Raw genomic sequence first — 23,364 nt, forward strand, 5'->3', positions numbered from 1 at the left:
TAGAGTGACCGGTCCTTTCCTCAAGGAGCGGCACATGCGACAGCCCTTCGTGTTGATCCACCCGGCACGTCCATCCCATCAGATTCTCCTGCACCAGGCCTGCAACGCCCAGGGCCTGTTCAACGTGCGCGTCACTCACGACGTGGCCGACCTCGATATCTGCCTGGCCCGTCAACCGCGCGCGGACCTGCTGGTCCTCGACCATGCCGTGAGCAATGGCCTGGCTGTGCTCGAACGGGCCCATTACACCCGTGCCGTGCTGTTCGTCGGCCATGCCAGAGCAGGCAGCCCGAACCTCGCCCATGAAGCCCGTCGCCAAGGCCTGTGGGTGCTTGCCGACCTCCCATTCCCCCTGCCAGTCAGACGCTGGCAACAAGCCCTGCAGCGTATTCAAACTGTCACGCCACCCACGCATGCTCACCGGAACAGCCATGCGTAACGAACTTTCCGCTGCGCTTGCTGGTCAGTTCATTCATGTCCATTACAAGCGAGTGATCCGGATGGAAAGAATCTGCAGACTGCTCAACGACGCGCTTACTCCCTACCGAGCCACGCTGGGTGCCACAGATACCAGCGGCAACCGCCAATTGACCGTATACGACAGCCTTGGCGGCACCGCCTTGCAGCGCACGGTCAGCGTGCGCCAGTTGCAGGAGCAAAGCCTGCTGATCGACCTGGTAGACGGCCTGCACCGTGACCTGCAGATCGTCGAAGGGCGCTTGCAGCCCTGTGTGATTGCGGCATTGCAGCAGCGCCAGCAGCCACAGGGAACCTTTGCCTGATTGGCGCATCAGAAAGATCAAGGGCAGCCGGCCAGTGCACAGCTCCGGTACTGGCAGGTTGTCGCGGGAAGTCCATGAGGACTTTCGATTGGCCCCGGGCGTCTTCCCCAGCGTCCGGGGTTTCTTTTTGCGCGCCTTTCACTGGCTGCAGCTCAGCGGTTTTCGAAGAAGTGCTTGCTCTCTTCCAGGTAGGTTGCGCGCATCTCGGGGTCAAGCCAGTGTGCATACAGGGCGGGCAGGCTATCAAGGCGCAGGGCAGGTAGCACCTGGTCGATGTGGCTGATGGCAGCGCGCCCCAGTGGCGTGTCCGAGCAGCCTACGTGCAGGAACTGGTAGCGGTTTACGCCCTGGATCGGGTGAAACTCATAGTCCGCCGGTGACCCGCCATTTTGCTGAATCAGGTAGCGCACCTCCGGCCAGTAGCCCAGTACCAATTGCAGGCGCCCCAATTGTTGCATTTGCAGCAAGTTGGCGGTGGCATCGTTGCCATAATGACGGCTGAACGCCGAGTCGGGTAGTTGGCGCAGGATCTCGTCGACCTGGCTGCTGTAACTGCGCTCGGCGACGACACCGAGCTTCAGCTGGGTAGTGCCGAGCAACCCCTTGAGGTCGACCTGCTGGCCGTCCAGGAAGGGTGCCAGCAGTGCACTCCCGCTTTTGCGTACCACCACACCGCTGCTCTGCACCCCAAGTGTCGGTTGCGAGAAGTTAACGAACTTTGCGCGTTCGGCAGTCCACAGCAGCGTCGGGTCGCAGGTGAAGCTGGCGGGATCCTGTAGCATCTGGATTCCGCGAGCACGGTTGACCCTGACGATACTGTGGTCGTATTCGGGCATCTGCTCGATCAGCAGCGGCAGCATCTGGTCGATGACCCCCCGGCCTTTCTCCGAACCTTCGAACACGGTGAAGGGCGGCAGGTCGCGCACCAGCCACAGCAGGCGCTCCTTGGCCTGCACCGGTGCCATCTGCAGGGTGAACAGCAGCGCGCAGCACAAGGGCAGCAAACGCATCTGCAGCAGCCTCAGACCGTGCCGGCCTGGCGCAGGCTGGCGATCGCCGCCGGGTCATAACCCAGGGCAGCCAGCACGCTGTCGGTGTGTTCACCCAGCGTCGGGCCAACCCATTCGGCAGAGCCTGGCGTATCCGAGAGCTTGGGCACGATGCCTGGCATCTTGAACGGCTTGCCGTCCGGCAGGCGCGCCTGCAGGAACATTTCCCTGGCCAGGTACTGCGGGTCGTTGAACATGTCCTCGGCCGAGTAGATGCGGCTGGCCGGTACTTCGGCGTCGGTGAGTATGCGCATCAGCGCGTCTAGCGGCAGGCTGTTGGCCCAGCGGTCGATCACCCCGTACAGCTCGTCGCGGCGGGCATCGCGGCCATCGTTGCTGGCCAGGCTGGGGTCGTCGGCCAGGTCGTTGCGGCCGATGGCCTGCATGAAGCGCTTGAAGATGGCGTCACCGTTGGCGCCGATCTGCACATGCTTGCCGTCGGCGCTGGTGTGGATGGAGGAGGGGGTGATGCCCGGCATGATGTTGCCGGTACGTTCGCGGATGAAGCCGAACACGTCGAACTCCGGGACCATGCTTTCCATCATGGCGAAGATCGCCTCGTACAGCGCCACGTCCACCACCTGGCCCTGGCCACCGTTGACCTCGCGATGACGCAGTGCCATCAGCGCACCAATCACCCCCCACAGCGCAGCGATGGAATCACCGATGGAAATCCCGGTGCGTACGGGCGGGCGGTCATCGAAGCCGGTGATGTAACGCAGCCCGCCCATCGATTCACCGACCGCACCGAAGCCCGGCTGGTCCTTCATCGGCCCGGTCTGGCCAAAGCCGGACAGGCGCACCATGACCAGGCGCGGGTTGAGCGCATGCAGCACGTCCCAGCCCAGGCCGAGTTTTTCCAGCACACCGGGGCGGAAGTTCTCGATCAGGATGTCGGCCTCGCTCAGCAGGCGCTTGAGCACCTCACGGCCCTCCGGGTGCTTGAGGTTGAGCGTCAGCGACTGCTTGTTGCGCGCCTGCACGAACCACCACAGTGATGTGCCCTCGTACAGCTTGCGCCATTTGCGCAGCGGGTCACCGCCGTCCGGCGACTCGACCTTGATCACTTCGGCGCCGAATTCAGCGCAGATCCGCGAGGCGAACGGGCCGGCGATCAAGGTGCCGAGCTCGATGACTTTCAGGCCGGCGAGGGGTTTGCTGGGCGTAGACATGAGGCATCCGTGGCAACTGGTCAGAGCCGTGGTTTTAGCATAGGTCCGAAGCCACCGATACTGCTCCGGCGCAAGCCCGGGCAGGATCGGTTAGACTAGGTGACTTTTCTCTACGCACGAAGCCCATTCGACCATGGCCCAGCCGTCCATCACCTACAAATTCGAACTGAACCTGACCGACCTCGATCGCGGCGTGTATGAAAACGTTCGCCAGACCATCGCCCGCCACCCTTCGGAAACCGAAGAGCGCATGGCCGTACGCTTGCTGGCCTACGCCCTGTGGTACAACGAGCACCTGTCGTTCGGCCGTGGCCTGTCCGATGTGGATGAAGCGGCGCTGTGGGAAAAGAGCCTGGACGACCGCATCCTGCACTGGATCGAAGTCGGCCAGCCGGACGCCGACCGCCTGACGTGGTGCTCGCGCCGCACTGAACGCACCAGCCTGCTGGCCTACGGCAGCCTGCGCGTTTGGGAAGGCAAAGTGGTCAGTGCGGTCAAAGGCTTGAAAAACCTGAACATTGCGGCGGTGCCGCAGGAGGTTCTGGAGGTGCTGGCCACCGACATGCCGCGCACCATCAAGTGGGATGTGATGATCAGCGAAGGCACCGTGTTCGTCACCGATGACCGTGGCCAGCACGAAGTGCAACTGCAATGGCTGCTCGGTGAGCGTGGCTGAACCGACTGACACCTGACTGCCGAAGATCCCATGCGTATCGAACCCCGCCCGCTGCCATCGACCCTGCCATTCCTGGGTAACCTGCCACCCTTGCTGACCCGCCTGTACGCCGCCCGCGGGGTGCAGTCCGAGGCCGAACTGGACAAGAGCCTGGCCCGGCTGCTGCCGTATCAGCAGCTCAAGGGCATCGAGGCGGCGGTGGACCTGCTGGTCGAAGCCCTCGACCAGCGCCAGCGCATCCTTATCGTAGGCGACTTCGACGCCGACGGCGCCACCGCCAGCACCGTCGGTGTGCTTGGCCTGCGCCTGCTGGGCGCGGCCCATGTCGACTACCTGGTACCCAACCGCTTCGAATACGGCTACGGCCTGACGCCGGAAATTGTCCAGGTGGCGCTTGAGCGCCAGCCGGACCTGCTGGTGACCGTCGATAACGGTATCTCCAGCGTCGAAGGGGTTGCCGCGGCCAAGGCGGCCGGGCTCAAGGTGCTGGTCACCGACCACCACCTGCCAGGCCAGCAATTGCCGGATGCCGATGCCATCGTCAACCCGAACCAGCCTGGTTGCGACTTCCCGAGCAAGTCGCTGGCCGGGGTCGGGGTGATCTTCTACGTGCTGATGGCCCTGCGCGCACGCTTGCGCAGCCTGGGCCGTTACGAAACGCAGCCGCAGCCGAACATCGGCGAACTGCTCGACCTGGTCGCCCTGGGCAGCGTCGCCGACGTGGTGCCGCTGGATGCCAACAACCGCATCCTCGTCCACCAAGGCTTGGAGCGCATCCGCGCCGGCCGCGCCCGGCCTGGCCTCAAGGCCATCCTGGAAGTGGCGCGGCGCGACCACCGGCGCATCACCTCCACCGACCTTGGCTTTATCCTCGGGCCACGGCTCAACGCCGCCGGGCGCCTGGACGACATGAGCCTGGGCATCGAGTGCCTGCTGTGTGAAGACCAAGCCCTGGCCCAAGACATGGCCCAGCAGCTGGATGACCTGAACCAGGACCGCAAGTCGATCGAGCAGGGCATGCAGCGCGAGGCCCTGGCCCAGCTCAAGGATTTGCCGGTCGAGTCCATGCCTTATGGCCTGTGCCTGTTCGATGCCGATTGGCACCAGGGTGTGATCGGGATTCTCGCTTCGCGCCTGAAAGAGCGTTACCACCGGCCAACCATCGCCTTCGCCGATGCCGGCGACGGCATGCTCAAGGGCTCGGCGCGTTCGGTGCCGGGCTTCCATATCCGCGACGCGCTGGATGCGGTGGCGGCGCGCCAGCCGCAGCTGATCAGCAAGTTCGGCGGCCATGCCATGGCGGCGGGGCTGTCCCTGCCTGAAAGCAACTTCCCGGCGTTTGCCGAAGCGTTCGATGAAGAAGTCCGTCGCCAGCTGCGTGAAGAGGACCTGACCGGTCGCCTGCTCTCGGACGGCAGCCTGGCCGTGGAGGAATTCCACCTCGACCTGGCCAAGGCCCTGCGCAATGCCGGGCCGTGGGGGCAGCACTTCCCCGAGCCGCTGTTCCATGGGGTGTTCCAGTTGGTGGAGCAGCGGGTTGTCGGCGAGCGGCACCTGAAGGTGGTGCTCAAGAGCGAGTGCGGGTCGGTGCGGCTGGATGGCATTGCCTTTGGCATTGATCGCGATGTGTGGCCGAACCCGACGGTGCGTTGGGTGGAACTGGCGTACAAGCTGGATGTGAACGAGTTTCGTGGGAATGAGAGTGTGCAGTTGATGATTGCGCATATGGAGCCGCGCTGAATTCACCGGTCGGTACGACTTTCAGCTATTCATGCCTAGCTCAGCATCATCCATCAGTGCTTTGGCCATAGCGCTGAGGTAATGAGATGCCCAGATCATCATCGGTTTTTCATCCATCAGGCCGATGATGGTCAGTTCTCTTACATAGCCCATCAACTCCGAGGCCTGTTCGCGGGCATCCCTGCAGGGAATGCCTGGTTCGATGCGGAACAGGGGATGGGTCTGGTGTTCGCCTTGGAAGAAGGTGGTTTTGCCGACGGTGAATTGGGTGTCGTCTGTGGTCATCGATTCCTCTCCTGAAATTTCTCCACTGCCTGTTATGGCCTCTTCGCGGGCACGCCCGCTCCCACAGGTCAGGCGCAACTCTTGAAGCCTGTGATCACCATGTTGGAGCGGGCGCGCCCGCGAAGAGGCCAGCAAATCCAACCTCAATGCAGGCTGCTACTCCGCTCCAAGGCCAGTGACAGTGCATCCGCCTGGCCCCAGGCAATCTGCATGGCACGCAGCCCGTTTACCAGCGACTCCCGGGTGCGGTCATCTTCGATGGCGTCGAGGGTTCGATGGCAATGGTTATAGGCAAGCATCAGGTAGTGAGTGACATTCATCACCACGTGATCGATAGGCACGATGCCCTCGCTGACGGCGTTGGTGAGGGTCTTGTCGGAGGGAAGGTCGAAATGATGGGGTGGATCGGGGACTATTTTCTTCATATGGAACGACTCGTAAGGTTATTGATTAACCAGCCTGTCCGATTCCACACGGATGGGTGGCAGTTGTACGCGGTGTGGAATCCAGGCTACGAGTAAACCCGGTAGGCTTTGCGGCCTCCCGCGCACAACTGCCATGACGACAGCCACTCAGTAATTGACCAGGATTCCACTCCCGGACGCTAAACATCAGCGACACGAAAAAGCCTAAAGGGCGGTGTATCCAGGGACAATCAGACGCGAGTCGACAGGGCTTGTAGGATATTTTCCTTATCTATGCACCGCCAGTTCATACGCGTAGGAAGCGTCTGAAACATGCGTAGGACCAGTCAGCAATCTCACTGAACCTTCCCCCCCACCAATCTGGTCTAGTCTGATTAATGACCGCTACCGGGCCAGGGATGTGCACTTGAGTGTCCGGGCCGGATCACCATTGGAGTCCTTGGGAGGTGCCCTCATGAGCCTGCTGCTCGAGCCTTACACCCTGCGTCAGCTGACGTTGCCCAACCGCATCGCGGTTTCGCCGATGTGCCAGTATTCCGCTGTCGATGGCCTGGCCAACGACTGGCATCTCGTTCACCTGGGGAGCCGCGCCGTCGGTGGCGCCGGGCTGGTCATCAGCGAAGCCGTCGCGGTGACTGCCGATGGTCGCATCACCGCCGAAGACCTCGGCCTGTGGAACGACGAACAGATCGCCCCATTGCAGCGCATTACCCGTTTCATTACTGCGCAAGGCGCCGTCCCCGGCATCCAGCTGGCCCACGCGGGGCGCAAGGCCAGTACCTATCGGCCGTGGCTGGGCAAGCAGGGCAGTGTGAAGCTCGAAGACGGCGGCTGGCAGCCCGTGGGGCCGTCGAGGATTGCCTTCGACCCGCAGCACACACCGCCACGAGAGTTGAGCAACGACGAGATCCAGGACGTGATCAGCGCCTTCGTCGCCTCGACCGAGCGGGCGCTGAAAGCCGGATTCAAGGTGGTTGAAGTCCACGCCGCCCATGGTTACCTGCTGCACCAGTTCCTTTCACCGTTGAGCAACCAACGCCGCGACGAATATGGCAGCTGCTTCGAAAACCGCATTCGCCTGACCCTTCAGGTGGTCGAAGCGGTGCGCAACGTCTGGCCGGCTGAATTGCCGCTGTTTGTGCGGGTATCGGCGACCGATTGGGTCGAGGATGGCTGGAACCCGGACGAAACCGTCGAACTGGCTCGTCGCCTGCGCGTCTTGGGTGTCGACCTGATCGATGTGTCCTCGGGCGGGACCTCGGTCAACGCCGAAATCCCGACAGGCCCCGGCTACCAGACGCGCTTTGCCGAGCGCGTGCGCAAGGAAGCAGAAATTGCCACCGGCACTGTCGGCATGATCACTGAACCTGCCCAGGCCGAGCATATTCTGCGCACCGGGCAGGCTGACGTGATCTTCCTGGCGCGGGAGCTCCTGCGCGATCCTTACTGGCCGTTGCATGCTGATGATGATCTTGGCGGCAACAAGGCCACCTGGCCGGCGCAATATCAGAGGGCGACCAGCCGTGCCAACCCGATTCACGAGTCGGATTTGCGGGATTGATCGACAGTTTTAACTTAAAGCCGCTTGGCTGAGGATGTCACTTACCCATTGGTTGATGCTCTTTTCCGCCAGTTCGGCTTTAGCGGCCACACTGGCGTGAAGAGCAGGTTCAAGTCGCAGGCTCAGCTTGCCGGAATAAGCTTTCTGAGGCTCCCTCCCGAGCTTTTCGCAAGTTTCGATGTAGTCATCGACAGCCTCTTCGAATGCTCGCCGTAGCTCACTGATTGATTCACCGTGAAAACCGATCACGTCGCGTATACCGGCCACATGACCGATCAGTAATTGGTCTTCGTCACTGTATTCAATGCGCGCGGCATAGCCGCGGTAAGTCATTACATTCATGGTGTTACTCCTGCCTGCTCCAGGAACTGGCGCGCACTCCGCACCTGATAGGACTTGGCATCCTTGTCGGGGTGCGGTCGATGGAATGTGGCAATGGTTCCATTGAGCTCAAAGCGCACTCGCGATCCACGGCCTTCGATCGCCGTCGCGCCTATCGATATCAGAAATGACTCCAATCTCGCCCATTCCAGCGATTTTGGAACCGGTTTTTTGAAAATGGCTTCAAGGGTCGATCTTTGATGATTATTCATGGTATCAGAATATGATACCGGTCGAATGTCGGTATGTAGGAAGGGCGGAGCACTATCTGTGGGAATGATCTTGTAGGCTGCTTTGTGCAGGGCCTGCGTGGAGCGATACGGCGCTCGATCTCACAGGCCCTGAGCAACTACAGGCATACCCGCCTGCAGCATCTCAATGCTTGATCATCACATGCCGCACACAGGTGTAATCCTCCAGCCCATACATCGACATGTCCTTCCCGTACCCCGAATGCTTCTGCCCGCCATGGGGCATTTCGCTGACCAGCATGAAGTGGGTATTGACCCAGGTGCAGCCATACTGCAACCGCGCCGCCAGGCGGTGGGCGCGGCCGGTGTCGCGGGTCCATACCGATGATGCCAGGCCGTAGTCGGAATCGTTGGCCCATTCCAGCGCCTGCTCCTCGGTGTTGAAACGGGTCACCGAGACTACCGGGCCGAATACCTCGTTGCGGACGATCTCGTCATCCTGCAAGGCGTCGGCCAGCACGGTCGGCTCGAAGAAGAAGCCTTCCCCGGCAATCGCCTTGCCACCGGTTACCAGGCGGATATGCGGCTGGGCGATAGCGCGCTGGACCAGGCCAGCCACCTTGTCGCGGTGCTGGGCGCTGATCAGCGGGCCGAGTTCTGTGTCCTCGGCATCCTGCAGGCCAGCCTTGAGACTGGACACCGCCTTGCCAAGGCGCTCGACGAAACGGTCGTAGATACCCGCCTGCACATACAGGCGACAGGCCGCGGTGCAGTCCTGGCCGGCGTTGTAGAAGCCGAAGGTGCGGATGCCGTCGATGGCCGCGTCGATGTCGGCGTCGTCGAACACCAGCACCGGCGCCTTGCCGCCCAGCTCCATGTGCATGCGCTTCACGCTACTGGCAGTGGCGCCGATGATATGTGCCCCCGTCGGGATGGAACCGGTCAGCGACACCATGCGCACCTTGGGGTGGGTGACCAGCGGGTTGCCGACCGTCTGCCCGCGGCCGAACAGGATGTTGAGCACGCCAGGCGGCAACAGGTCCTTGGCCAGATCACCCAGGCGCAGGGCGGTCAGCGGTGTCAGTTCGGAGGGCTTGATGACCACGGTATTGCCGGCCGCCAGGGCCGGGGCGATCTTCCACGCCAGCATCATCAGCGGGTAGTTCCAAGGCGCGATCGAGGCCACCACACCCAACGGGTCGCGGCGGATCATCGAGGTATGGCCCGGCAGGTATTCACCCGCCGCCGAACCGCCGAGGCAGCGGGCGGCTCCGGCAAAGTAACGGAACACGTCGGCAATGGCAGGTATTTCGTCGTTCAGGGCGGCGGCAAACGGCTTGCCACAGTTCTGCGACTCCAGCCGGGCCAGTTCTTCGCCATGGGCCTCGATGGTGTCAGCAAGCGCCAGCAGCGCCAGCGAACGCTCCTTGGGGCTGGTCTGCGACCAGCTGTCAAAGGCCAGGTCGGCCGCACGCACGGCCGTATCGACCTGAGCCTCGGTGGCTTCGTTGATCTGCGCCAGGGCGCTGCCCTCGGCGGGGTTGAGCACGGTCCAGGTTGGGCCATCGCCCGCGACCAGCTTGCCGTTGATCAGCATTTTGCTTTGCATGGAGGACTCCTTGGGGGTCATTTGCCGCTGCCCGCAACGCTTTCGCCGCCACGGGTCAGATAATAGGCGCCGAGGATCGGCAGCATGGTCACCAGCATCACCAGCATGGCGACCACGTTGGTCACCGGCACATCGCGTGGGCGGCTGAGCTGGTTGAGCAGCCAGATCGGCAGGGTGCGCTCGTGGCCGGCGGTGAAGGTGGTAACGATGATTTCATCGAACGACAGCGCGAACGCCAGCATGCCGCCGGCCAGCAGGGCCGAACCCAGGTTGGGCAGGATGATGTAGCGGAAGGTCTGCCAGCCGTCGGCGCCGAGGTCCATGGACGCCTCGATCAAGCTCTGCGAGGTGCGCCGCAGGCGGGCGATCACGTTGTTGTAGACGATCACCACGCAGAACGTGGCGTGGCCGATCACGATGGTGAACACACCGGGCTCTATGCCCAGGCTCTTGAATGCCGAGAGCAGGGCAATGCCGGTGATGATGCCCGGCAGGGCAATTGGCAAAATCAGCATCAGCGAGATGCTCTCCTTGCCAAAGAAGCTGCGCCGGTACAGCGCCGCCGAGGCCAGGGTGCCGAGCACCAGCGCGATCAGCGTGGCCAGGCAGGCCACCTGCAGCGACAGTTTGATCGCTTCGAGCACGTCTGGGCGGGCGAAGGCCACGGTGAACCACTTGAGGGTAAAGCCCTTGGGCGGAAAGCTGAACGCCGCATCCTCGGTATTGAAGGCGTACAGGAAGATGATCAGGATCGGGAAGTGCAGGAACAGCAACCCGCCCCAGGCTGCCAGGCGCAGGCCGACAGACGCTTTTTCAGAGTGCATCGAAAGCCCCCAGGCGCTTGACGATGGACAGGTACACCGCGATCAGCACGATCGGCACTAACGTGAAGGCGGCCGCCATCGGCATGTTGCCGATCGCCCCTTGTTGGGCATAGACCATGCTGCCGATGAAGTACCCTGGCGGGCCGACCAGCTGCGGCACGATGAAGTCGCCCAAAGTCAGCGAAAAGGTGAAGATCGAGCCGGCGGCAATGCCGGGGATCGACAGCGGCAGGATCACCTGCCAGAACGTTTGCCCAGGCCTGGCCCCCAGGTCTGCCGAAGCCTGCAGCAGCGAGGGCGGCAGGCGTTCCAGTGAGGCCTGGATCGGCAGGATCATGAACGGCAACCAGATGTACACGAACACCATGAAGCGCCCCAAGTGCGAGGTCGACAACGTGCTGCCGCCGACCCCCGGCACAGCCAGCACGGCCTGCAGCAGGGCGTCCAGGTGCAGCTGCTGGACGAACCACTGGGCCACGCCGCCCTTGGCCAGCAGCAGGGTCCAGGCGTATGTCTTGACGATGTAGCTGGCCCACATCGGCATCATCACCGCGATGTAGAAGAACGCCTTGGTCTTGCCGCTGGTGTAGCGCGCCATGTAGTAGGCGATCGGGAAGGCTAGCACCGCGCTGGCCAGCGACACCGCCACGGCCATGGTCAGGGTGCGCAGGATGATGTCGAAGTTCGATGGGTTGAACAGCGCGGCGAAGTTGCCCAGGGTCAGCTCCGGGGTAACCGCCATGGTGAAGTCGTCGAAGGTGTAGAAGCCCTGCCACAGCAGGCTGAGCAACGAGCCCAGGTAGATGGCGCCGAACCAGGTCAGCGGCGGAATCAGCAGCAGTGCCAAGTAGAGGTTGGGGCGCCGGTACAGCAGGTCGGACAGGCGGCGCATGTCAGCGGGCCTCGGCCAGGACGGTTTCCTGAAGCGCGGTCATTGCCTCGCGCGGCCAGCGCACCTGCACTTGCTGGCCGGCTTGCCAGGGCTGTGGCTGAGCCTGCCAGCGGTCGTTGGCGTGGCTGACGGCAAGCAGCTGGCCGCTGTCCAGCTGTACCTCATAGCGGGTGGCACTGCCCTGGTACTGAACGTCGCGCAGCAGGCCGTCGAGCTGAATGTCTTGCGCCTGACCTGGCATATCCACCAGGCGGATATGCTCGGGGCGAATGGAAAACGGCAAGCGACTGCCGCTGAGGCGTTCGGCGAGGTCGCCACGGATAACGTTGGAGGTGCCGACGAATTCGGCGACGAAGGTGGTCGCGGGTTTCATGTACAGGTTGCGTGGCGTGTCGACCTGCTCGATGCGCCCACGGTTGAACACCGCCACCCGGTCGGACATCGACAGTGCTTCGGTCTGGTCGTGGGTGACGAAGATGAAGGTAATGCCCAGCTGACGCTGCAGCTTTTTCAATTCGCCCTGCATCTGTTCGCGCAGCTTCAGGTCGAGTGCGCCCAGCGGCTCGTCGAGCAGCAACACCCGTGGCCGGTTGACCAGCGCGCGGGCCAGGGCCACGCGTTGGCGCTGGCCGCCGGAGAGTTGCGCCGGTTTGCGTTCGCCGTAGCCGGCCAGGGCGACCATGGCCAGCGCCTCTTCGGCGCGGGCATGGCGTTCGGCCTTGGCCACGCCCTTGACCTTGAGGCCGTAGGCGATGTTGTCGCGTACGTTCATGTGCGGGAACAGGGCGTAGTCCTGGAATACGGTGTTGACGTCGCGCTGGTAGGGCGGCACGCCAGCGGCCTCGATGCCATGGATGCGGATCGAGCCGCTGTTGGGTTGCTCGAAGCCGGCGATCAGACGCAGGCAGGTGGTTTTGCCCGAGCCGGAAGGGCCGAGCATTGAAAAGAATTCGCCGTCATCAATGTCGATGCTGACCTGATCGACGGCCTTGACCTCGCCGAAGGTGCGGGAAACCTGGGTGAACTGGACGGCTAGGGGCATGCGTGGGCTCCGAACAATATCTGTCTCCTGTTCGGGCCTATTCGCGCCGATTCGCCGCGTATAGGCCCGAACAGGTTATCAACCGGCTTCAGCGCCCGCCCATGATCGCAATGTAATCCTGGGTCCAGCGGCTGTACGGCACGAACTTGCCGCCCTGGGCCTGTGGGGTTTTCCAGAAGGCGATCTTGTCGAAGTTGTCGAAGCCGTTGGTCTTGCACCCTTCAGCGCCCAGCAGTTCACTGCCGGTGCAGGCTGCCGGTACTGCCGGCAACGAGCCGAACCAGGCGGCGACATCGCCCTGTACCTTGGGTTGCAGCGACCAGTCCATCCACTTGTAGGCGCAGTTGGGGTGTTTGGCCTCGCTGTGCAGCATGGTGGTGTCGGCCCAGCCGGTGGCGCCTTCCTTCGGAACGGTCGAGGCTACCGGCTGGTTCTCGGCCTTCAGGCCGTTGACCATGTAACCCCACGAACTGGACGCGACCACGCCTTCGTTCTTCACGTCGCTCATCTGCACCGTAGCGTCGTGCCAGTAGCGGTGGATCAGCGGTTGCTGCTGGCGCAGCAGTTCGAGCACGGCCTTGTACTGTGCCTCATTGAGTTCGTACGGGTCCTTGATGCCCAGTTCGGGTTTGGCGGATTTCAGGTACAGCGCTGCGTCGGCGATGTAGATCGGCCCGTCATATGCCTGCACGCGGCCCTTGTTCGGCTTGCCATCGGGCAGGTCCTGCGGTTCGAACACCACGCTCCAGCTGGTCGGTGCCTGCTTGAAGGTGTTGGTGTTGTACAGCAGCACATTCGGGCCCCACTGGTACGGCGTGCCATACACCTCTTTGTCGACCACGTACCAGCTACCGTTCTGCAGGCGCGGGTCGATGTTCTTCCAGTTGGGGATCAGTGCGGTGTTGATGGGCTGCACGCGCTTGCCAACGATCAGGCGCAGCGAGGCGTCGCCGGACGCGGTAACCAGGTCGTAGCCGCCTTTGGTCATCAGGCTGACCATTTCATCGGAGGTGGCTGCGGTCTTTACGCTGACCTTGCAGCCGGTTTCCTTTTCGAAACCGGTGACCCAGTCATAGGCCTTGTCGCTTTCACCGCGCTCGATGTAGCCGGGCCAGGCGACGATATCCAGCCGGCCTTCGCCGGCGCCCAGGGCCTTGGGCATCTCGGCGGCCTGCAGGCCGGCGCTGGCCAGCAGCGCGCCGGTCACGGCGCCGAGCAATGCGGTCTTGTGCACTGACATGGTGTTCCCTCTTCTTGGAGATCTTGGTCGGGGCAGTCATCAAGAAAGCAGTGAAGCAATGGTTATAAGCGTAGTCGCCTGTGCGAGTGGTTGGCGATGACGAGTCTAGTTGGCTTTTTGCCCGCTAATGCAACATCCCGAAGCAAATCCTTGGATGGCGTGCAGGGCGGCAAGGCTTACTCTGGGCGTTCCTTTTCGTACCGTGGAGACGAGCGCAATGAACACCCGTGGCCTGCTCGACCAATTGCTCAAAACCGGCCAGGAGCTGCTCAACAAGCAGACCGGCACGGGTAAGCCAGCGGCTGGCGCTGGTGGCCTGGGCAGCCTGCTCTCCGGTGCCGGTGGCGGAGTTCTGGCAGCGGGAGCCATGGGCCTGTTGCTGGGCAACAAGAAGGCGCGCAAATACGGCGGCAAGGCGTTGACCTATGGCGGCCTGGCGGCACTGGGCGTGCTGGCCTACAAGGCCTATGGCAACTGGCAGGCGCGCCAGGGCACAGGGCAGGGCGCCGAGCCACAGACCCTCGACCGCCTGCCGCCGGCCCAGGCCGAACAGCACAGCCAGGCGGTATTGCGCGCATTGGTGGCAGCGGCCAAGTCCGATGGCCACATCGACGAGCGTGAGCGCGCCCTGATCGAAGGCGAGTTCACCCGCCTGGACAGCGACCGCGCCCTGCAACATTGGCTGCACGATGAACTGAACAAGCCGCTGGACCCGGCAGAAGTCGCCCGCGCCGCGCAATCGCCGGAGATGGCCGCCGAGATGTACCTGGCCAGCGTGATGATGGTCGATCAGGAAAACTTCATGGAGCGTGCCTACCTCGACGAACTGGCTCGTCAGCTGCGCCTCGACCCGGCCCTGCGTCAGGAGCTGGAGAGTCAGATACGACTTGCCGCAGGCCAATGAACTGGCAAATGGCCTGTCCGCCAGGAATAGAGGCCTGAATACACGCATTTCAGCCGCATTAGCGTAGGAAGCCTGGGCTATACTTCGGCGATTTTCCCGCTCGTTGTGAATTCCTGAGGGCTGAATGTGAAGAACTGGACGTTGCGCCAACGGATCCTGGCAAGTTTCGCCGTGATCATCGCCATCATGCTGCTGATGATCGTAGCCGCCTACTCGCGGCTGGTGACGATCGAAAGCGCCGAGGAAGCGGTGGGCACGGACAGCATTCCCGGGGTCTACTACAGCTCGATGATCCGCAGTGCCTGGGTCGACAGCTACGTCACCAGCCAGCAGCTGGTGGGCCTGTCCAACCGCCGCGAAATCACCCCGGCCGACATGGAGCTGTTCAAGAGCTTCGATGACCGCCTCAAGCAGGCCATGGCCAGCTACCAGGGCACCATTCAGGACACTGACGACCAGGATCGCTTCGATATTTTCGTAAAGCTTGAGGAAAACTACCTCAAGATTGTCGGCCAGGTGCTCGAAGCCTACCGCCAGCACAACTATGTCGAAGCCGAGCGGCTGATCGGCGATGTGCTCACGCCGGCCTGGACCGAAGGGCGCAAACACCTCAACACGGTGATTGAACACAACCGTGAGTCGGCAGACGCTGCCACCCATGAAATCGTCAGTGCCGTGAGCACCGCCAAAGGCAGCATGATGGTTTCGTTGTTGCTGGCGATCGTGGCCGCCGGTATCTGCGGCTTACTGCTGATGCGCGCCATCACTGCACCGGTACAGCGCGTGGTGCATGCCCTCGACAAACTGCGCTCGGGCGACCTGAGCATGCGCCTGAGCCTGGACCGCAAGGACGAGTTCGGCGCCATCGAAAGCGGCTTCAACGAAATGGCTGAAGCGCTGGCCAACCTGGTGGCCCAGGCGCAGCGCTCGTCGGTGCAGGTCACCACCTCGGTCACCGAGATTGCCGCCACTTCCAAGCAGCAGCAGGCCACCGCCACCGAAACGGCCGCCACCACGACCGAGATCGGCGCAACCTCGCGGGAAATCGCCGCCACCTCGCGTGACCTGGTGCGCACCATGACCGAAGTCACTAGCGCCGCCGACCAGGCGTCGAGCTTGGCGGGCTCCGGCCAGCAGGGTTTGGCGCGCATGGAAGAGACCATGCACCAGGTGATGGGCGCCGCCGATCTTGTCAACGCCAAGCTGGGGATCCTCAACGAGAAGGCCAGCAACATCACGCAGATGGTGGTGACCATCGTCAAGGTGGCCGACCAGACCAACCTGCTCTCGCTCAATGCCGCCATCGAGGCGGAAAAGGCCGGTGAATACGGCCGCGGTTTTGCCGTGGTCGCCACCGAAGTGCGGCGCCTGGCCGACCAGACTGCGGTGGCCACCTATGATATCGAACAGATGGTGCGTGAGATCCAGTCGGCGGTGTCGGCCGGGGTCATGGGCATGGACAAGTTCTCCGAAGAAGTGCGCCGCGGCATGTTCGAGGTGCAGCAGGTGGGCGAGCAGCTGAGCCAGATCATTCACCAGGTCCAGGCCCTGGCGCCGCGTGTGCTGATGGTCAACGAGGGCATGCAGGCCCAGGCGACCGGTGCCGAGCAGATCAACCAGGCCCTGGCCCAGCTCAGCGATGCCAGCACGCAGACGGTGGAGTCGCTGCGCCAGGCCAGCTTCGCCATCGATGAATTGAGCCAGGTGGCCGCCGGCCTGCGCGGTGGTGTATCGCGCTTCAAAGTCTGATCACCATGGCCGACATGCATTCCTACCCGGCAGCTATCGCCCGCGCCAAGGGCACGCTGTACCTGCAGTTTCGCCTCAACCAGCAGCGTTTTGCGCTGGACGTGCGCGAAGTGATCGAGGTGCTGCCACGCCGGCCACTCAAGCCGATTGCCCAGGCGCCGGCCTGGGTGGCCGGCATCCTGGCCCATCGCGGCGTCCTGGTGCCTGTGGTCGACCTCAGTGCACTGAGCTTTGCCCAGCCGGCCGCCGAGCGCGCCAGCACGCGTCTGGTGCTGGTGCGCTACCGTCACGAACAGGTGCTGGGGCTGATCCTCGAGCAAGCCACCGAAACCCTGCGTTGCATGCCCGACGAGTTCCAGCCCTACGGCCTGGATAACGGCGAAGCGCGCTACCTGGGCCCGGTGCGCCAGGACACCCAGGGCCTGCTGCAGCGGATCGAGGTAGATGACCTGCTGACCGATAGCGTGCGCGAACTGTTGTTCCCCCACTCACCAGGGCAGGGGGTGTCATGAGCGAGCAACGTTTCTTCCGCTTCCTGCAGGAGCGTATTGGCCTGGATGTCGAGTCTGTCGGCGTGCCGATGGTCGAGCGGGCCCTGCGTCAGCGCAGCATAGCGCTGAACGCCAGCGATCTGGATGATTACTGGGTCCGCCTGCAGCAATCGGCGGACGAGCAACTGGCCCTGATCGAGGCCGTGATCGTCCCGGAAACCTGGTTCTTTCGTTACCCTGAATCGTTTACCGCTCTGGTCGGCCTGGCCCAGAAGCGCCTGGCCGAATTGGCGGGTGAGCGGCCGTTGCGCCTGCTCAGCCTGCCGTGTTCGACCGGCGAGGAGCCGTATTCGGCGGCGATGGCCTTGCTCGACGCCGGCATCAGCCCGCTCGATTTTCGCATCGACGGGATCGATATCAGCCCAAGTTCGGTCGCCAAGGGCATTCAGGGCTTGTATGGGCGCAACTCGTTCCGCGGCAGCGAACTGTCGTTCCGCGAGCGTCATTTCCGTGAATGCGATGACGGCCACTTGTTGGATGAGCGGGTACGTCGTCAGGTGAACCTGGAAGTCGGCAACGTGCTCGACCCGGCGCTTGCCAGCCGCAACGGCCAGTACGACTTCGTATTCTGTCGCAACCTGCTGATCTATTTCGATGTACCGACCCAGCAGCGCGTGTTCGAGGTGCTCAAGCGCCTGGCGCAGGCGCAGGGCGTGCTGTTCATCGGCCCGGCCGAGGGCAGCTTGCTGGCGCGGCTGGGGATGCGGCCGCTGGGCATCGCCCAGTCGTTTGCCTACGTGCGGCAACCGGCGGATTCACCCGCAGTGCCAGCCCTGCCACCCAGCCGCGTGGTGCCGGCCGTTGTTCCGAGTCGCCCAAGGCCCGTGCCGGTGCCGCCTGCGCGGCCGGTGCGCACGGTTACGCCTGCACCTTCGCCCAGTGAACCGCGCGAGAGCGAAAGCGAGTTGCTGGCCAGCATCGCGCGCCAGGCCAATGCCGGCGACAGCGCCCAGGCACGCGCCAGTTGCCAGCGCTACCTGCGCCAGTTCGCACCCAAGGCTCAGGTTTACTACTGGCTGGGGCTGCTGAGCGATACCGAAGGCGATGCACAGCAGGCGCTGACCCATTACCGCAAGGCGTTGTACCTGGAACCTCAGCATCCTGAGGCCTTGCTGCACCTGGCCACGCTGCTGGCAGCCCAGGGCGACGAAGTCGGTGCCCGCCGCCTGCAGGAACGTGCGGCGCGGGTTGGCCGGGAGTCTGAACGATGAAGGCTGAACAGGCGATCGGGCTGCTGGCCCAAGGCGATGAGCGCATCGACGACTGCTGGAACCGCATCGGTGTGCACGGCAACAAGCAATGCCCGTTGCTGGAGCGGCATATCCATTGCCGCAACTGCGAAGTCTACGCGGCGGCGGCCACGCGTCTGCTCGACCGCTATGCGCTGATCGAAACGGACCTGGCGCACGCAGATGCGCCTGTCGAAACCTGCACCGGGCGTTCGCTGCTGCTGTTCCGCCTGGGGGAGGAGTGGCTGGCCCTGGCCACTGCCTGCCTGGCCGAGATCGCGCCCGTGCAATCGGTACATTCGTTGCCGCATCAGCGCTCGCGGGTGCTGCAAGGGGTAGCCAATGTGCGCGGTGCACTGGTGCCGTGCCTGTCACTGGGCGACCTGCTGGGCGTGGAGCGCTTGTCCGAGCCCGCGCGCAGCGGCCGGGCGATGCCGCGCATGCTGATCCTGGCGGCGTCTGGCGGGCCGGTGGTGATGGCCGTGGACGAGATCGACGGCATTCACCGCCTCGATGCCACTCAGCTGGGCGCGACCGACGATGCAGCGCCGTTTACCGCCGCGGTCTTGCAGTGGCGCGGGCGCAGCGTGCGGGTGCTGGACGATCAACAGTTATTGTCTGCCGTGCAGCGGAGCCTGTCATGACCCCAGAGCAAATGCGCGACGCATCGCTGCTCGAACTGTTCAGCCTGGAGGCCGAGGCGCAGACCCAGGTGCTGAGTACCGGGCTGATGGCGCTGGAGCGCAACCCGACCCAGGCCGACCAGCTGGAAGCCTGCATGCGTGCGGCGCACTCGTTGAAAGGTGCGGCGCGCATCGTCGGCATCGATGCTGGGGTCAGCGTCGCCCATGTCATGGAAGATTGCCTGGTGGCGGCCCAGGAAGGCCGCTTGCTGTTGCGCGCCGAACACATCGATGCGCTGTTGCGCGGTACCGACCTGCTGCTGCACATCGCCACGCCCAATGACCCGAATGGCGCAGCGCTGGTGCCGGCGTTCCTGGTGCAGATGGCCGGCTTGCTCGACCCCGGCGCCGCGCCAGTACCCCCAGTGGTTGCGGTCGAACCACCGGTGCCCGAAACCCCGCCTGCCCCGCCCGAGCCACAGGTGCCGACCGTTGAAGCCGAGGCGGAACCGGCCGCACCGCGCAAGGCGGGCAAGCGCCCGGTAGAAAGCGGTGAGCGGGTTTTGCGGGTGACTGCCGACCGCTTGAACAGCCTGCTCGACCTGTCGAGCAAGTCGTTGGTCGAGACCCAGCGCCTCAAACCTTACCTGGCCACCTTGCAGCGCCTCAAACGCATGCATGGCCAGGGTATGCGGGCCCTTGATGGCCTGAAAGCGCAGCTCGAAGACAGTGGCCAAAGCCCTGAAGTGCTCGATGCCCTGGCCCAGACCCAGCGCCTGCTGCTGGAAACCCAGCAGATCCTGCAGCAACAGGCCGCCGACCTCGACGAGTTTGGTTGGCAGGCCAGCCAGCGTGCCCAGTTGCTGTATGACACGGCCTTGGCGTGCCGCATGCGCCCGTTTGCCGACGTACTCACCGGCCAGAGCCGCATGGTTCGCGACTTGGGCCGTTCGCTCGGCAAGCAGGTGCAGCTGCAGATCGAAGGCGAAAAGACCCAGGTCGATCGTGACGTGCTGGAAAAGCTTGAAGCACCATTGACCCACTTGCTGCGCAATGCCGTCGACCATGGCATCGAACTGCCTGAGCGGCGCTTGCTGGCGGGCAAGCCAGAGGATGGCACGATCCGCTTGCGCGCCTCGCACCAGGCAGGGCTGCTGATGCTCGAGTTGAGCGACGATGGCGCAGGCATCGACCTTGAGCGCCTGAAGCGCAACATCGTCGAGCGCGGCCTGTCGCCGGCCGATACCGTGGGGCAGATGAGCGAGGCCGAGCTGCTGACCTTCCTGTTCTTGCCGGGCTTCAGCCTGCGCGACAAGGTTACCGAAGTGTCTGGCCGGGGTGTCGGCCTGGATGCGGTGCAGCACATGGTCCGCGACCTGCGCGGCTCGATCGAGTTGACCCAGGTGGCTGGCCAGGGTTGCCGTTTCCAGCTGGAGGTGCCGCTGACCTTGTCGGTGGTCCGCAGCTTGGTGGTGGAGGTCGGCGGTGAGGCCTATGCATTCCCGCTGGCGCATATCGAGCGCACCCTCGAAGTGGCGGCTGATGAGATCGTGCAGATCGAGGGTCGCCAGCACTTCTGGCACGAAGGCCGGCATATCGGCTTGGTGGCTGCCAGCCAGTTGCTCAATCGGCCGACAGGGCAGGGCGAGGCCAGCAGCCTGCGGGTAGTGGTGATTCGTGAGCGCGAGCAGCTGTACGGGGTAGCCGTGGAGCGCCTGGTCGGCGAGCGGGTGCTGGTGGTGATGCCGCTCGACCCACGCCTGGGCAAGGTTCAGGACATCTCTGCCGGGGCGTTGCTGGACGATGGCTCGGTGGTGCTGATCGTCGATGTCGAAGACTTGCTGCGCTCGGTCGAAAAACTGCTCAGCACAGGCCGCCTGGAGCGTATCGAACGCGGTGCACAAGGCGCGCGAGGCACCAGCCGCAAGCGCGTCCTGGTGGTCGACGACTCGCTCACCGTGCGTGAACTGCAACGCAAGCTCCTGAGCAATCGTGGCTACGACGTTGCGGTGGCGGTGGACGGCATGGACGGCTGGAACGCCCTGCGTAGCGAGGACTTCGACCTGCTGATCACCGACATCGACATGCCGCGCATGGACGGCATCGAGCTGGTCACCCTGGTGCGCCGCGACCAACGGTTGCAGTCGTTGCCGGTGATGGTGGTGTCGTACAAGGACCGTGAAGAAGATCGCCGACGTGGCCTGGACGCGGGCGCCGACTACTATTTGGCAAAGGCCAGCTTCCACGACGATGCGTTGCTGGATGCCGTGGTGGAACTGATTGGAGGTGTTCAGGGATGAAGGTCGCCATCGTCAACGATATGCCCATGGCCGTAGAAGCGTTGCGCCGGGCCCTGGCCTTCGAGCCGGCGCACCAGGTGATCTGGGTGGCCGGCGACGGTGCCGAAGCCGTGCGCAAGTGCGCCGAGGATACTCCCGACCTGATCCTGATGGACCTGATCATGCCGGTGATGGACGGGGTCGAGGCGACCCGGCGGATCATGGCAGAAACGCCCTGCGCCATTGTCATCGTCACTGTCGACCGCAAGCAGAACGTGCACCGGGTGTTCGAGGCGATGGGCCACGGCGCCCTGGATGTGGTCGACACCCCCGCATTGGGGGCAGGTGATGCACGTGAGGCAGCGGCGCCGCTGCTGCGCAAGATCCTCAATATCAGTTGGCTGATCGGCCAGCAGCGGCCCGGTGCAAGCAAGTCGGTCGCCGCTCCCTTGCGCGCGGCCTCCCAGCGCAGCGGCCTGGTCGCCATCGGCTCATCCGCTGGCGGCCCTGCAGCGTTGGAAATACTGCTCAAAGGCCTGCCGCGCGGTTTTCCGGCCTCAATCGTGCTGGTCCAGCATGTTGACCAGGTGTTCGCCGCCGGCATGGCCGAGTGGCTCGCCAGCGCCTGCGGCTTGCCGGTGCGCCTGGCCCGCGAAGGTGAGCCGCCACAACCCGGGCAGGTGCTGCTGGCCGGCACCAATCACCATATTCGCCTGCTGCAGGGCGGCCAGTTGGCCTACACTGCCGAACCTGTCAACGAAATCTACCGGCCCTCGATCGACGTGTTTTTCGAGAGTGTGGCGCGCTATTGGAACGGCGATGCGGTGGGCGTGCTGCTCACCGGCATGGGGCGTGATGGCGCCCAGGGCCTGAAGCTGATGCGCCAGCAGGGTTTTCTGACGATTGCCCAGGACCAGTCCAGCAGTGCGGTTTACGGCATGCCCAAGGCCGCTGCGGCTATCGATGCAGCGGTCGAAATCCGCCCGCTTGAGCGAATTGCCGGGCGCTTGATGGAAGTCTTTGCAAAATGACGACACGTATTGAATCGCGCCGCATGGGCGGCCGTGGCCAGGTGAATTCGAATGACTGATCTACCGATCCAAGGCTTTTCGACGCCCAATGAGAATTCGGCAATGGTCCTGCTGGTCGATGACCAGGCGATGATTGGCGAAGCGGTGCGGCGTGGCCTGGCCCACGAAGAGAACATCGACTTCCACTTCTGTGCCGACCCGCACCAGGCGGTAGCCCAGGCCATGCGCATCAAGCCCACGGTCATCCTCCAGGACCTGATCATGCCCGGCCTGGATGGCCTGACCCTGGTGCGTGAATACCGCAACAACCCGGCCACCCAGGACATCCCGATCATCGTTCTGTCGACCAAGGAAGACCCGCTGGTCAAAAGCGCGGCCTTCGCCGCCGGGGCCAACGATTACCTGGTCAAGCTGCCGGACAACATCGAACTGGTGGCACGCATCCGCTACCACTCGCGCTCCTACCTGACCCTGCTGCAGCGCGACGAGGCCTACCGCGCCCTGCGGGTCAGCCAGCAGCAGTTGCTCGACACCAACCTCATGCTGCAGCGTCTGATGAACTCCGACGGGCTCACCGGCCTGTCCAATCGTCGTCACTTCGACGAGTACCTGGAGCTGGAATGGCGCCGGGCCATGCGTGAGCAGCAGCAGCTGTCGCTGCTGATGATCGATGTCGACTACTTCAAGGTGTACAACGACAGTTTCGGTCACCTGGCCGGTGACGAGGCCCTGCGCCAGGTGGCCGAAGCCATTCGCGGCTCCTGCTCGCGGCCGACCGACCTGCCGGCGCGCTACGGTGGCGAAGAATTCGCCCTGGTGCTGCCCAACACGTCGCCGGGCGGTGCGCGACTGGTGGCGGAGAAGTTGCGTCAGACCATCATCGGCCTGAACATCCCGCACAGTGCCCCGACCGCCGATTCGCACCTGACCGTGAGCATCGGCCTGGCAACCCAGACCCCGGCCATCGGCAGCCATTGCCGGCAGCTGATTTCGGCGGCGGACAAAGGCCTATACCTGGCCAAGAACAACGGGCGCAACCAGGTCGGGATCGCCTGAGGCTGATGCGGCTGCCCAACGGGCTGCCGCCGCTTCCCGGATCGGTTATACTCGCGGGCTTTTCACCGAATTC

Annotated in this window: 24 protein-coding genes; 13 read left to right on the forward strand and 11 right to left on the reverse strand. The window is 63.7% G+C overall.

Translation table 11 applies throughout. The features are described from left to right. Nucleotides 1–34: 34 nt before the first annotated feature. Nucleotides 35–439 carry a hypothetical protein gene (locus APH28_RS21710; RefSeq protein ID WP_060512580.1) on the forward strand — a complete coding sequence of 135 codons (405 nt, stop codon included), beginning with the start codon at nucleotides 35–37 and terminating at the stop codon, nucleotides 437–439. 61 nt (nucleotides 440–500) lie between these two features. Beyond that, complete coding sequence (locus APH28_RS21715; protein ID WP_060512645.1) at nucleotides 501–782, forward strand: DUF3509 domain-containing protein; 282 nt, start codon at nucleotides 501–503, stop codon at nucleotides 780–782. 152 nt (nucleotides 783–934) lie between these two features. Here APH28_RS21715 and APH28_RS21720 read toward each other — a convergent pair whose 3' ends face one another. Beyond that, nucleotides 935–1,792: a TIGR02285 family protein gene (locus tag APH28_RS21720; RefSeq protein ID WP_060512581.1), complete on the reverse strand. Its 858-nt coding sequence runs from the start codon at nucleotides 1,790–1,792 to the stop codon at nucleotides 935–937. Between the two features lie 11 nt (nucleotides 1,793–1,803). Next, nucleotides 1,804–3,003, reverse strand: a complete 1,200-nt coding sequence (locus APH28_RS21725; protein WP_060512582.1) for a CaiB/BaiF CoA-transferase family protein — start codon at nucleotides 3,001–3,003, stop codon at nucleotides 1,804–1,806. Between the two features lie 133 nt (nucleotides 3,004–3,136). On the opposite strand from APH28_RS21725, the gene APH28_RS21730 reads away from it, so the two are divergent. After that, entirely contained in the window at nucleotides 3,137–3,679 is a 543-nt protein-coding gene (locus tag APH28_RS21730; protein ID WP_060512583.1) for a YaeQ family protein, read from the forward strand. Nucleotides 3,680–3,709: 30 nt separating this feature from the next. Continuing rightward, nucleotides 3,710–5,419 carry a single-stranded-DNA-specific exonuclease RecJ gene (gene recJ, locus APH28_RS21735; protein ID WP_060512584.1) on the forward strand — a complete coding sequence of 570 codons (1,710 nt, stop codon included), beginning with the start codon at nucleotides 3,710–3,712 and terminating at the stop codon, nucleotides 5,417–5,419. 21 nt (nucleotides 5,420–5,440) lie between these two features. Here the strand turns inward: recJ and APH28_RS21740 are convergent, their stop codons facing one another. Then, entirely contained in the window at nucleotides 5,441–5,704 is a 264-nt protein-coding gene (locus APH28_RS21740) for a DUF3077 domain-containing protein (protein WP_060512585.1), read from the reverse strand. A gap of 143 nt (nucleotides 5,705–5,847) precedes the next feature. Next, nucleotides 5,848–6,129, reverse strand: a complete 282-nt coding sequence (locus APH28_RS21745; protein ID WP_060512586.1) for a hypothetical protein — start codon at nucleotides 6,127–6,129, stop codon at nucleotides 5,848–5,850. A gap of 454 nt (nucleotides 6,130–6,583) precedes the next feature. Between APH28_RS21745 and APH28_RS21750 the strand changes: the two genes are divergently transcribed. Next, a complete protein-coding gene (locus APH28_RS21750) occupies nucleotides 6,584–7,690 on the forward strand; it encodes an NADH:flavin oxidoreductase/NADH oxidase (RefSeq protein WP_060512587.1) in 1,107 nt (368 codons plus the stop codon). A 9-nt stretch (nucleotides 7,691–7,699) separates the two neighbouring features. Here the strand turns inward: APH28_RS21750 and APH28_RS21755 are convergent, their stop codons facing one another. From APH28_RS21755 to ydcS, 7 genes are all read right to left on the reverse strand, one after another. Further along, entirely contained in the window at nucleotides 7,700–8,032 is a 333-nt protein-coding gene (locus APH28_RS21755; RefSeq protein ID WP_060512588.1) for a type II toxin-antitoxin system HicB family antitoxin, read from the reverse strand. Then, the gene (locus tag APH28_RS28280) at nucleotides 8,029–8,283 is read right to left on the reverse strand and encodes a type II toxin-antitoxin system HicA family toxin (RefSeq protein WP_082432364.1); all 255 of its coding nucleotides are present in this window, start codon (nucleotides 8,281–8,283) and stop codon (nucleotides 8,029–8,031) included. The genes APH28_RS21755 and APH28_RS28280 overlap by 4 nt, the downstream gene beginning before the upstream one ends. A 163-nt stretch (nucleotides 8,284–8,446) precedes the next feature. After that, complete coding sequence (locus tag APH28_RS21760) at nucleotides 8,447–9,871, reverse strand: gamma-aminobutyraldehyde dehydrogenase (protein WP_060512589.1); 1,425 nt, start codon at nucleotides 9,869–9,871, stop codon at nucleotides 8,447–8,449. A gap of 17 nt (nucleotides 9,872–9,888) precedes the next feature. Next, nucleotides 9,889–10,695 (reverse strand): ABC transporter permease, encoded by an 807-nt coding sequence (locus APH28_RS21765; RefSeq protein WP_060512590.1) that lies wholly within the window; start codon nucleotides 10,693–10,695, stop codon nucleotides 9,889–9,891. Continuing rightward, complete coding sequence (locus tag APH28_RS21770; protein WP_060512591.1) at nucleotides 10,685–11,587, reverse strand: ABC transporter permease; 903 nt, start codon at nucleotides 11,585–11,587, stop codon at nucleotides 10,685–10,687. The genes APH28_RS21765 and APH28_RS21770 overlap by 11 nt, the downstream gene beginning before the upstream one ends. Before the next feature lies 1 nt (nucleotide 11,588). Then, nucleotides 11,589–12,629 carry an ABC transporter ATP-binding protein gene (locus APH28_RS21775; RefSeq protein ID WP_060512592.1) on the reverse strand — a complete coding sequence of 347 codons (1,041 nt, stop codon included), beginning with the start codon at nucleotides 12,627–12,629 and terminating at the stop codon, nucleotides 11,589–11,591. An 88-nt stretch (nucleotides 12,630–12,717) separates the two neighbouring features. Continuing rightward, nucleotides 12,718–13,869 carry a putative ABC transporter substrate-binding protein YdcS gene (gene ydcS, locus APH28_RS21780; protein ID WP_060512593.1) on the reverse strand — a complete coding sequence of 384 codons (1,152 nt, stop codon included), beginning with the start codon at nucleotides 13,867–13,869 and terminating at the stop codon, nucleotides 12,718–12,720. Between the two features lie 217 nt (nucleotides 13,870–14,086). Between ydcS and APH28_RS21785 the strand changes: the two genes are divergently transcribed. The 8 genes from APH28_RS21785 (at nucleotide 14,087) to wspR (ending at nucleotide 23,291) form a co-directional block, all read left to right on the forward strand. After that, a complete protein-coding gene (locus APH28_RS21785) occupies nucleotides 14,087–14,773 on the forward strand; it encodes a tellurite resistance TerB family protein (RefSeq protein WP_060512594.1) in 687 nt (228 codons plus the stop codon). 126 nt (nucleotides 14,774–14,899) lie between these two features. After that, nucleotides 14,900–16,522, forward strand: a complete 1,623-nt coding sequence (locus APH28_RS21790) for a methyl-accepting chemotaxis protein (RefSeq protein ID WP_060512595.1) — start codon at nucleotides 14,900–14,902, stop codon at nucleotides 16,520–16,522. 5 nt (nucleotides 16,523–16,527) lie between these two features. Then, nucleotides 16,528–17,034, forward strand: a complete 507-nt coding sequence (locus APH28_RS21795; RefSeq protein WP_060512596.1) for a chemotaxis protein CheW — start codon at nucleotides 16,528–16,530, stop codon at nucleotides 17,032–17,034. Then, nucleotides 17,031–18,284 carry a CheR family methyltransferase gene (locus APH28_RS21800; protein WP_060512597.1) on the forward strand — a complete coding sequence of 418 codons (1,254 nt, stop codon included), beginning with the start codon at nucleotides 17,031–17,033 and terminating at the stop codon, nucleotides 18,282–18,284. The genes APH28_RS21795 and APH28_RS21800 overlap by 4 nt, the downstream gene beginning before the upstream one ends. Then, nucleotides 18,281–18,946: a chemotaxis protein CheW gene (locus tag APH28_RS21805; RefSeq protein ID WP_060512598.1), complete on the forward strand. Its 666-nt coding sequence runs from the start codon at nucleotides 18,281–18,283 to the stop codon at nucleotides 18,944–18,946. Before APH28_RS21800 ends, APH28_RS21805 begins: the two co-directional genes overlap by 4 nt. Then, nucleotides 18,943–21,225 carry a hybrid sensor histidine kinase/response regulator gene (locus APH28_RS21810; RefSeq protein WP_060512599.1) on the forward strand — a complete coding sequence of 761 codons (2,283 nt, stop codon included), beginning with the start codon at nucleotides 18,943–18,945 and terminating at the stop codon, nucleotides 21,223–21,225. The genes APH28_RS21805 and APH28_RS21810 overlap by 4 nt, the downstream gene beginning before the upstream one ends. After that, nucleotides 21,222–22,235 carry a chemotaxis response regulator protein-glutamate methylesterase gene (locus tag APH28_RS21815; protein WP_060512600.1) on the forward strand — a complete coding sequence of 338 codons (1,014 nt, stop codon included), beginning with the start codon at nucleotides 21,222–21,224 and terminating at the stop codon, nucleotides 22,233–22,235. Before APH28_RS21810 ends, APH28_RS21815 begins: the two co-directional genes overlap by 4 nt. Before the next feature lie 51 nt (nucleotides 22,236–22,286). Beyond that, complete coding sequence (wspR, locus tag APH28_RS21820; protein ID WP_060512601.1) at nucleotides 22,287–23,291, forward strand: Wsp signal transduction system regulator diguanylate cyclase WspR; 1,005 nt, start codon at nucleotides 22,287–22,289, stop codon at nucleotides 23,289–23,291. Nucleotides 23,292–23,364: the final 73 nt, after the last annotated feature.

It is taken from the genome of Pseudomonas sp. NBRC 111124 (assembly GCF_001320245.1).
In the GTDB taxonomy this organism is placed as follows: Bacteria; Pseudomonadota; Gammaproteobacteria; order Pseudomonadales; family Pseudomonadaceae; genus Aquipseudomonas.

What these genes read in the sequence shown, in the direction of transcription:
- APH28_RS21710 (WP_060512580.1), top strand. Translation starts at nt 35, where the DNA reads ATGCGACAGCCCTTCGTGTTGATCCACCCGGCACGTCCATCCCATCAG.
- APH28_RS21715 (WP_060512645.1), top strand. Translation starts at nt 501, where the DNA reads ATGGAAAGAATCTGCAGACTGCTCAACGACGCGCTTACTCCCTACCGA.
- APH28_RS21720 (WP_060512581.1), bottom strand. Translation starts at nt 1,792, where the DNA reads ATGCGTTTGCTGCCCTTGTGCTGCGCGCTGCTGTTCACCCTGCAGATG.
- APH28_RS21725 (WP_060512582.1), bottom strand. Translation starts at nt 3,003, where the DNA reads ATGTCTACGCCCAGCAAACCCCTCGCCGGCCTGAAAGTCATCGAGCTC.
- APH28_RS21730 (WP_060512583.1), top strand. Translation starts at nt 3,137, where the DNA reads ATGGCCCAGCCGTCCATCACCTACAAATTCGAACTGAACCTGACCGAC.
- recJ (WP_060512584.1), top strand. Translation starts at nt 3,710, where the DNA reads ATGCGTATCGAACCCCGCCCGCTGCCATCGACCCTGCCATTCCTGGGT.
- APH28_RS21740 (WP_060512585.1), bottom strand. Translation starts at nt 5,704, where the DNA reads ATGACCACAGACGACACCCAATTCACCGTCGGCAAAACCACCTTCTTC.
- APH28_RS21745 (WP_060512586.1), bottom strand. Translation starts at nt 6,129, where the DNA reads ATGAAGAAAATAGTCCCCGATCCACCCCATCATTTCGACCTTCCCTCC.
- APH28_RS21750 (WP_060512587.1), top strand. Translation starts at nt 6,584, where the DNA reads ATGAGCCTGCTGCTCGAGCCTTACACCCTGCGTCAGCTGACGTTGCCC.
- APH28_RS21755 (WP_060512588.1), bottom strand. Translation starts at nt 8,032, where the DNA reads ATGAATGTAATGACTTACCGCGGCTATGCCGCGCGCATTGAATACAGT.
- APH28_RS28280 (WP_082432364.1), bottom strand. Translation starts at nt 8,283, where the DNA reads ATGAATAATCATCAAAGATCGACCCTTGAAGCCATTTTCAAAAAACCG.
- APH28_RS21760 (WP_060512589.1), bottom strand. Translation starts at nt 9,871, where the DNA reads ATGCAAAGCAAAATGCTGATCAACGGCAAGCTGGTCGCGGGCGATGGC.
- APH28_RS21765 (WP_060512590.1), bottom strand. Translation starts at nt 10,695, where the DNA reads ATGCACTCTGAAAAAGCGTCTGTCGGCCTGCGCCTGGCAGCCTGGGGC.
- APH28_RS21770 (WP_060512591.1), bottom strand. Translation starts at nt 11,587, where the DNA reads ATGCGCCGCCTGTCCGACCTGCTGTACCGGCGCCCCAACCTCTACTTG.
- APH28_RS21775 (WP_060512592.1), bottom strand. Translation starts at nt 12,629, where the DNA reads ATGCCCCTAGCCGTCCAGTTCACCCAGGTTTCCCGCACCTTCGGCGAG.
- ydcS (WP_060512593.1), bottom strand. Translation starts at nt 13,869, where the DNA reads ATGTCAGTGCACAAGACCGCATTGCTCGGCGCCGTGACCGGCGCGCTG.
- APH28_RS21785 (WP_060512594.1), top strand. Translation starts at nt 14,087, where the DNA reads ATGAACACCCGTGGCCTGCTCGACCAATTGCTCAAAACCGGCCAGGAG.
- APH28_RS21795 (WP_060512596.1), top strand. Translation starts at nt 16,528, where the DNA reads ATGGCCGACATGCATTCCTACCCGGCAGCTATCGCCCGCGCCAAGGGC.
- APH28_RS21800 (WP_060512597.1), top strand. Translation starts at nt 17,031, where the DNA reads ATGAGCGAGCAACGTTTCTTCCGCTTCCTGCAGGAGCGTATTGGCCTG.
- APH28_RS21805 (WP_060512598.1), top strand. Translation starts at nt 18,281, where the DNA reads ATGAAGGCTGAACAGGCGATCGGGCTGCTGGCCCAAGGCGATGAGCGC.
- APH28_RS21810 (WP_060512599.1), top strand. Translation starts at nt 18,943, where the DNA reads ATGACCCCAGAGCAAATGCGCGACGCATCGCTGCTCGAACTGTTCAGC.
- APH28_RS21815 (WP_060512600.1), top strand. Translation starts at nt 21,222, where the DNA reads ATGAAGGTCGCCATCGTCAACGATATGCCCATGGCCGTAGAAGCGTTG.
- wspR (WP_060512601.1), top strand. Translation starts at nt 22,287, where the DNA reads ATGACTGATCTACCGATCCAAGGCTTTTCGACGCCCAATGAGAATTCG.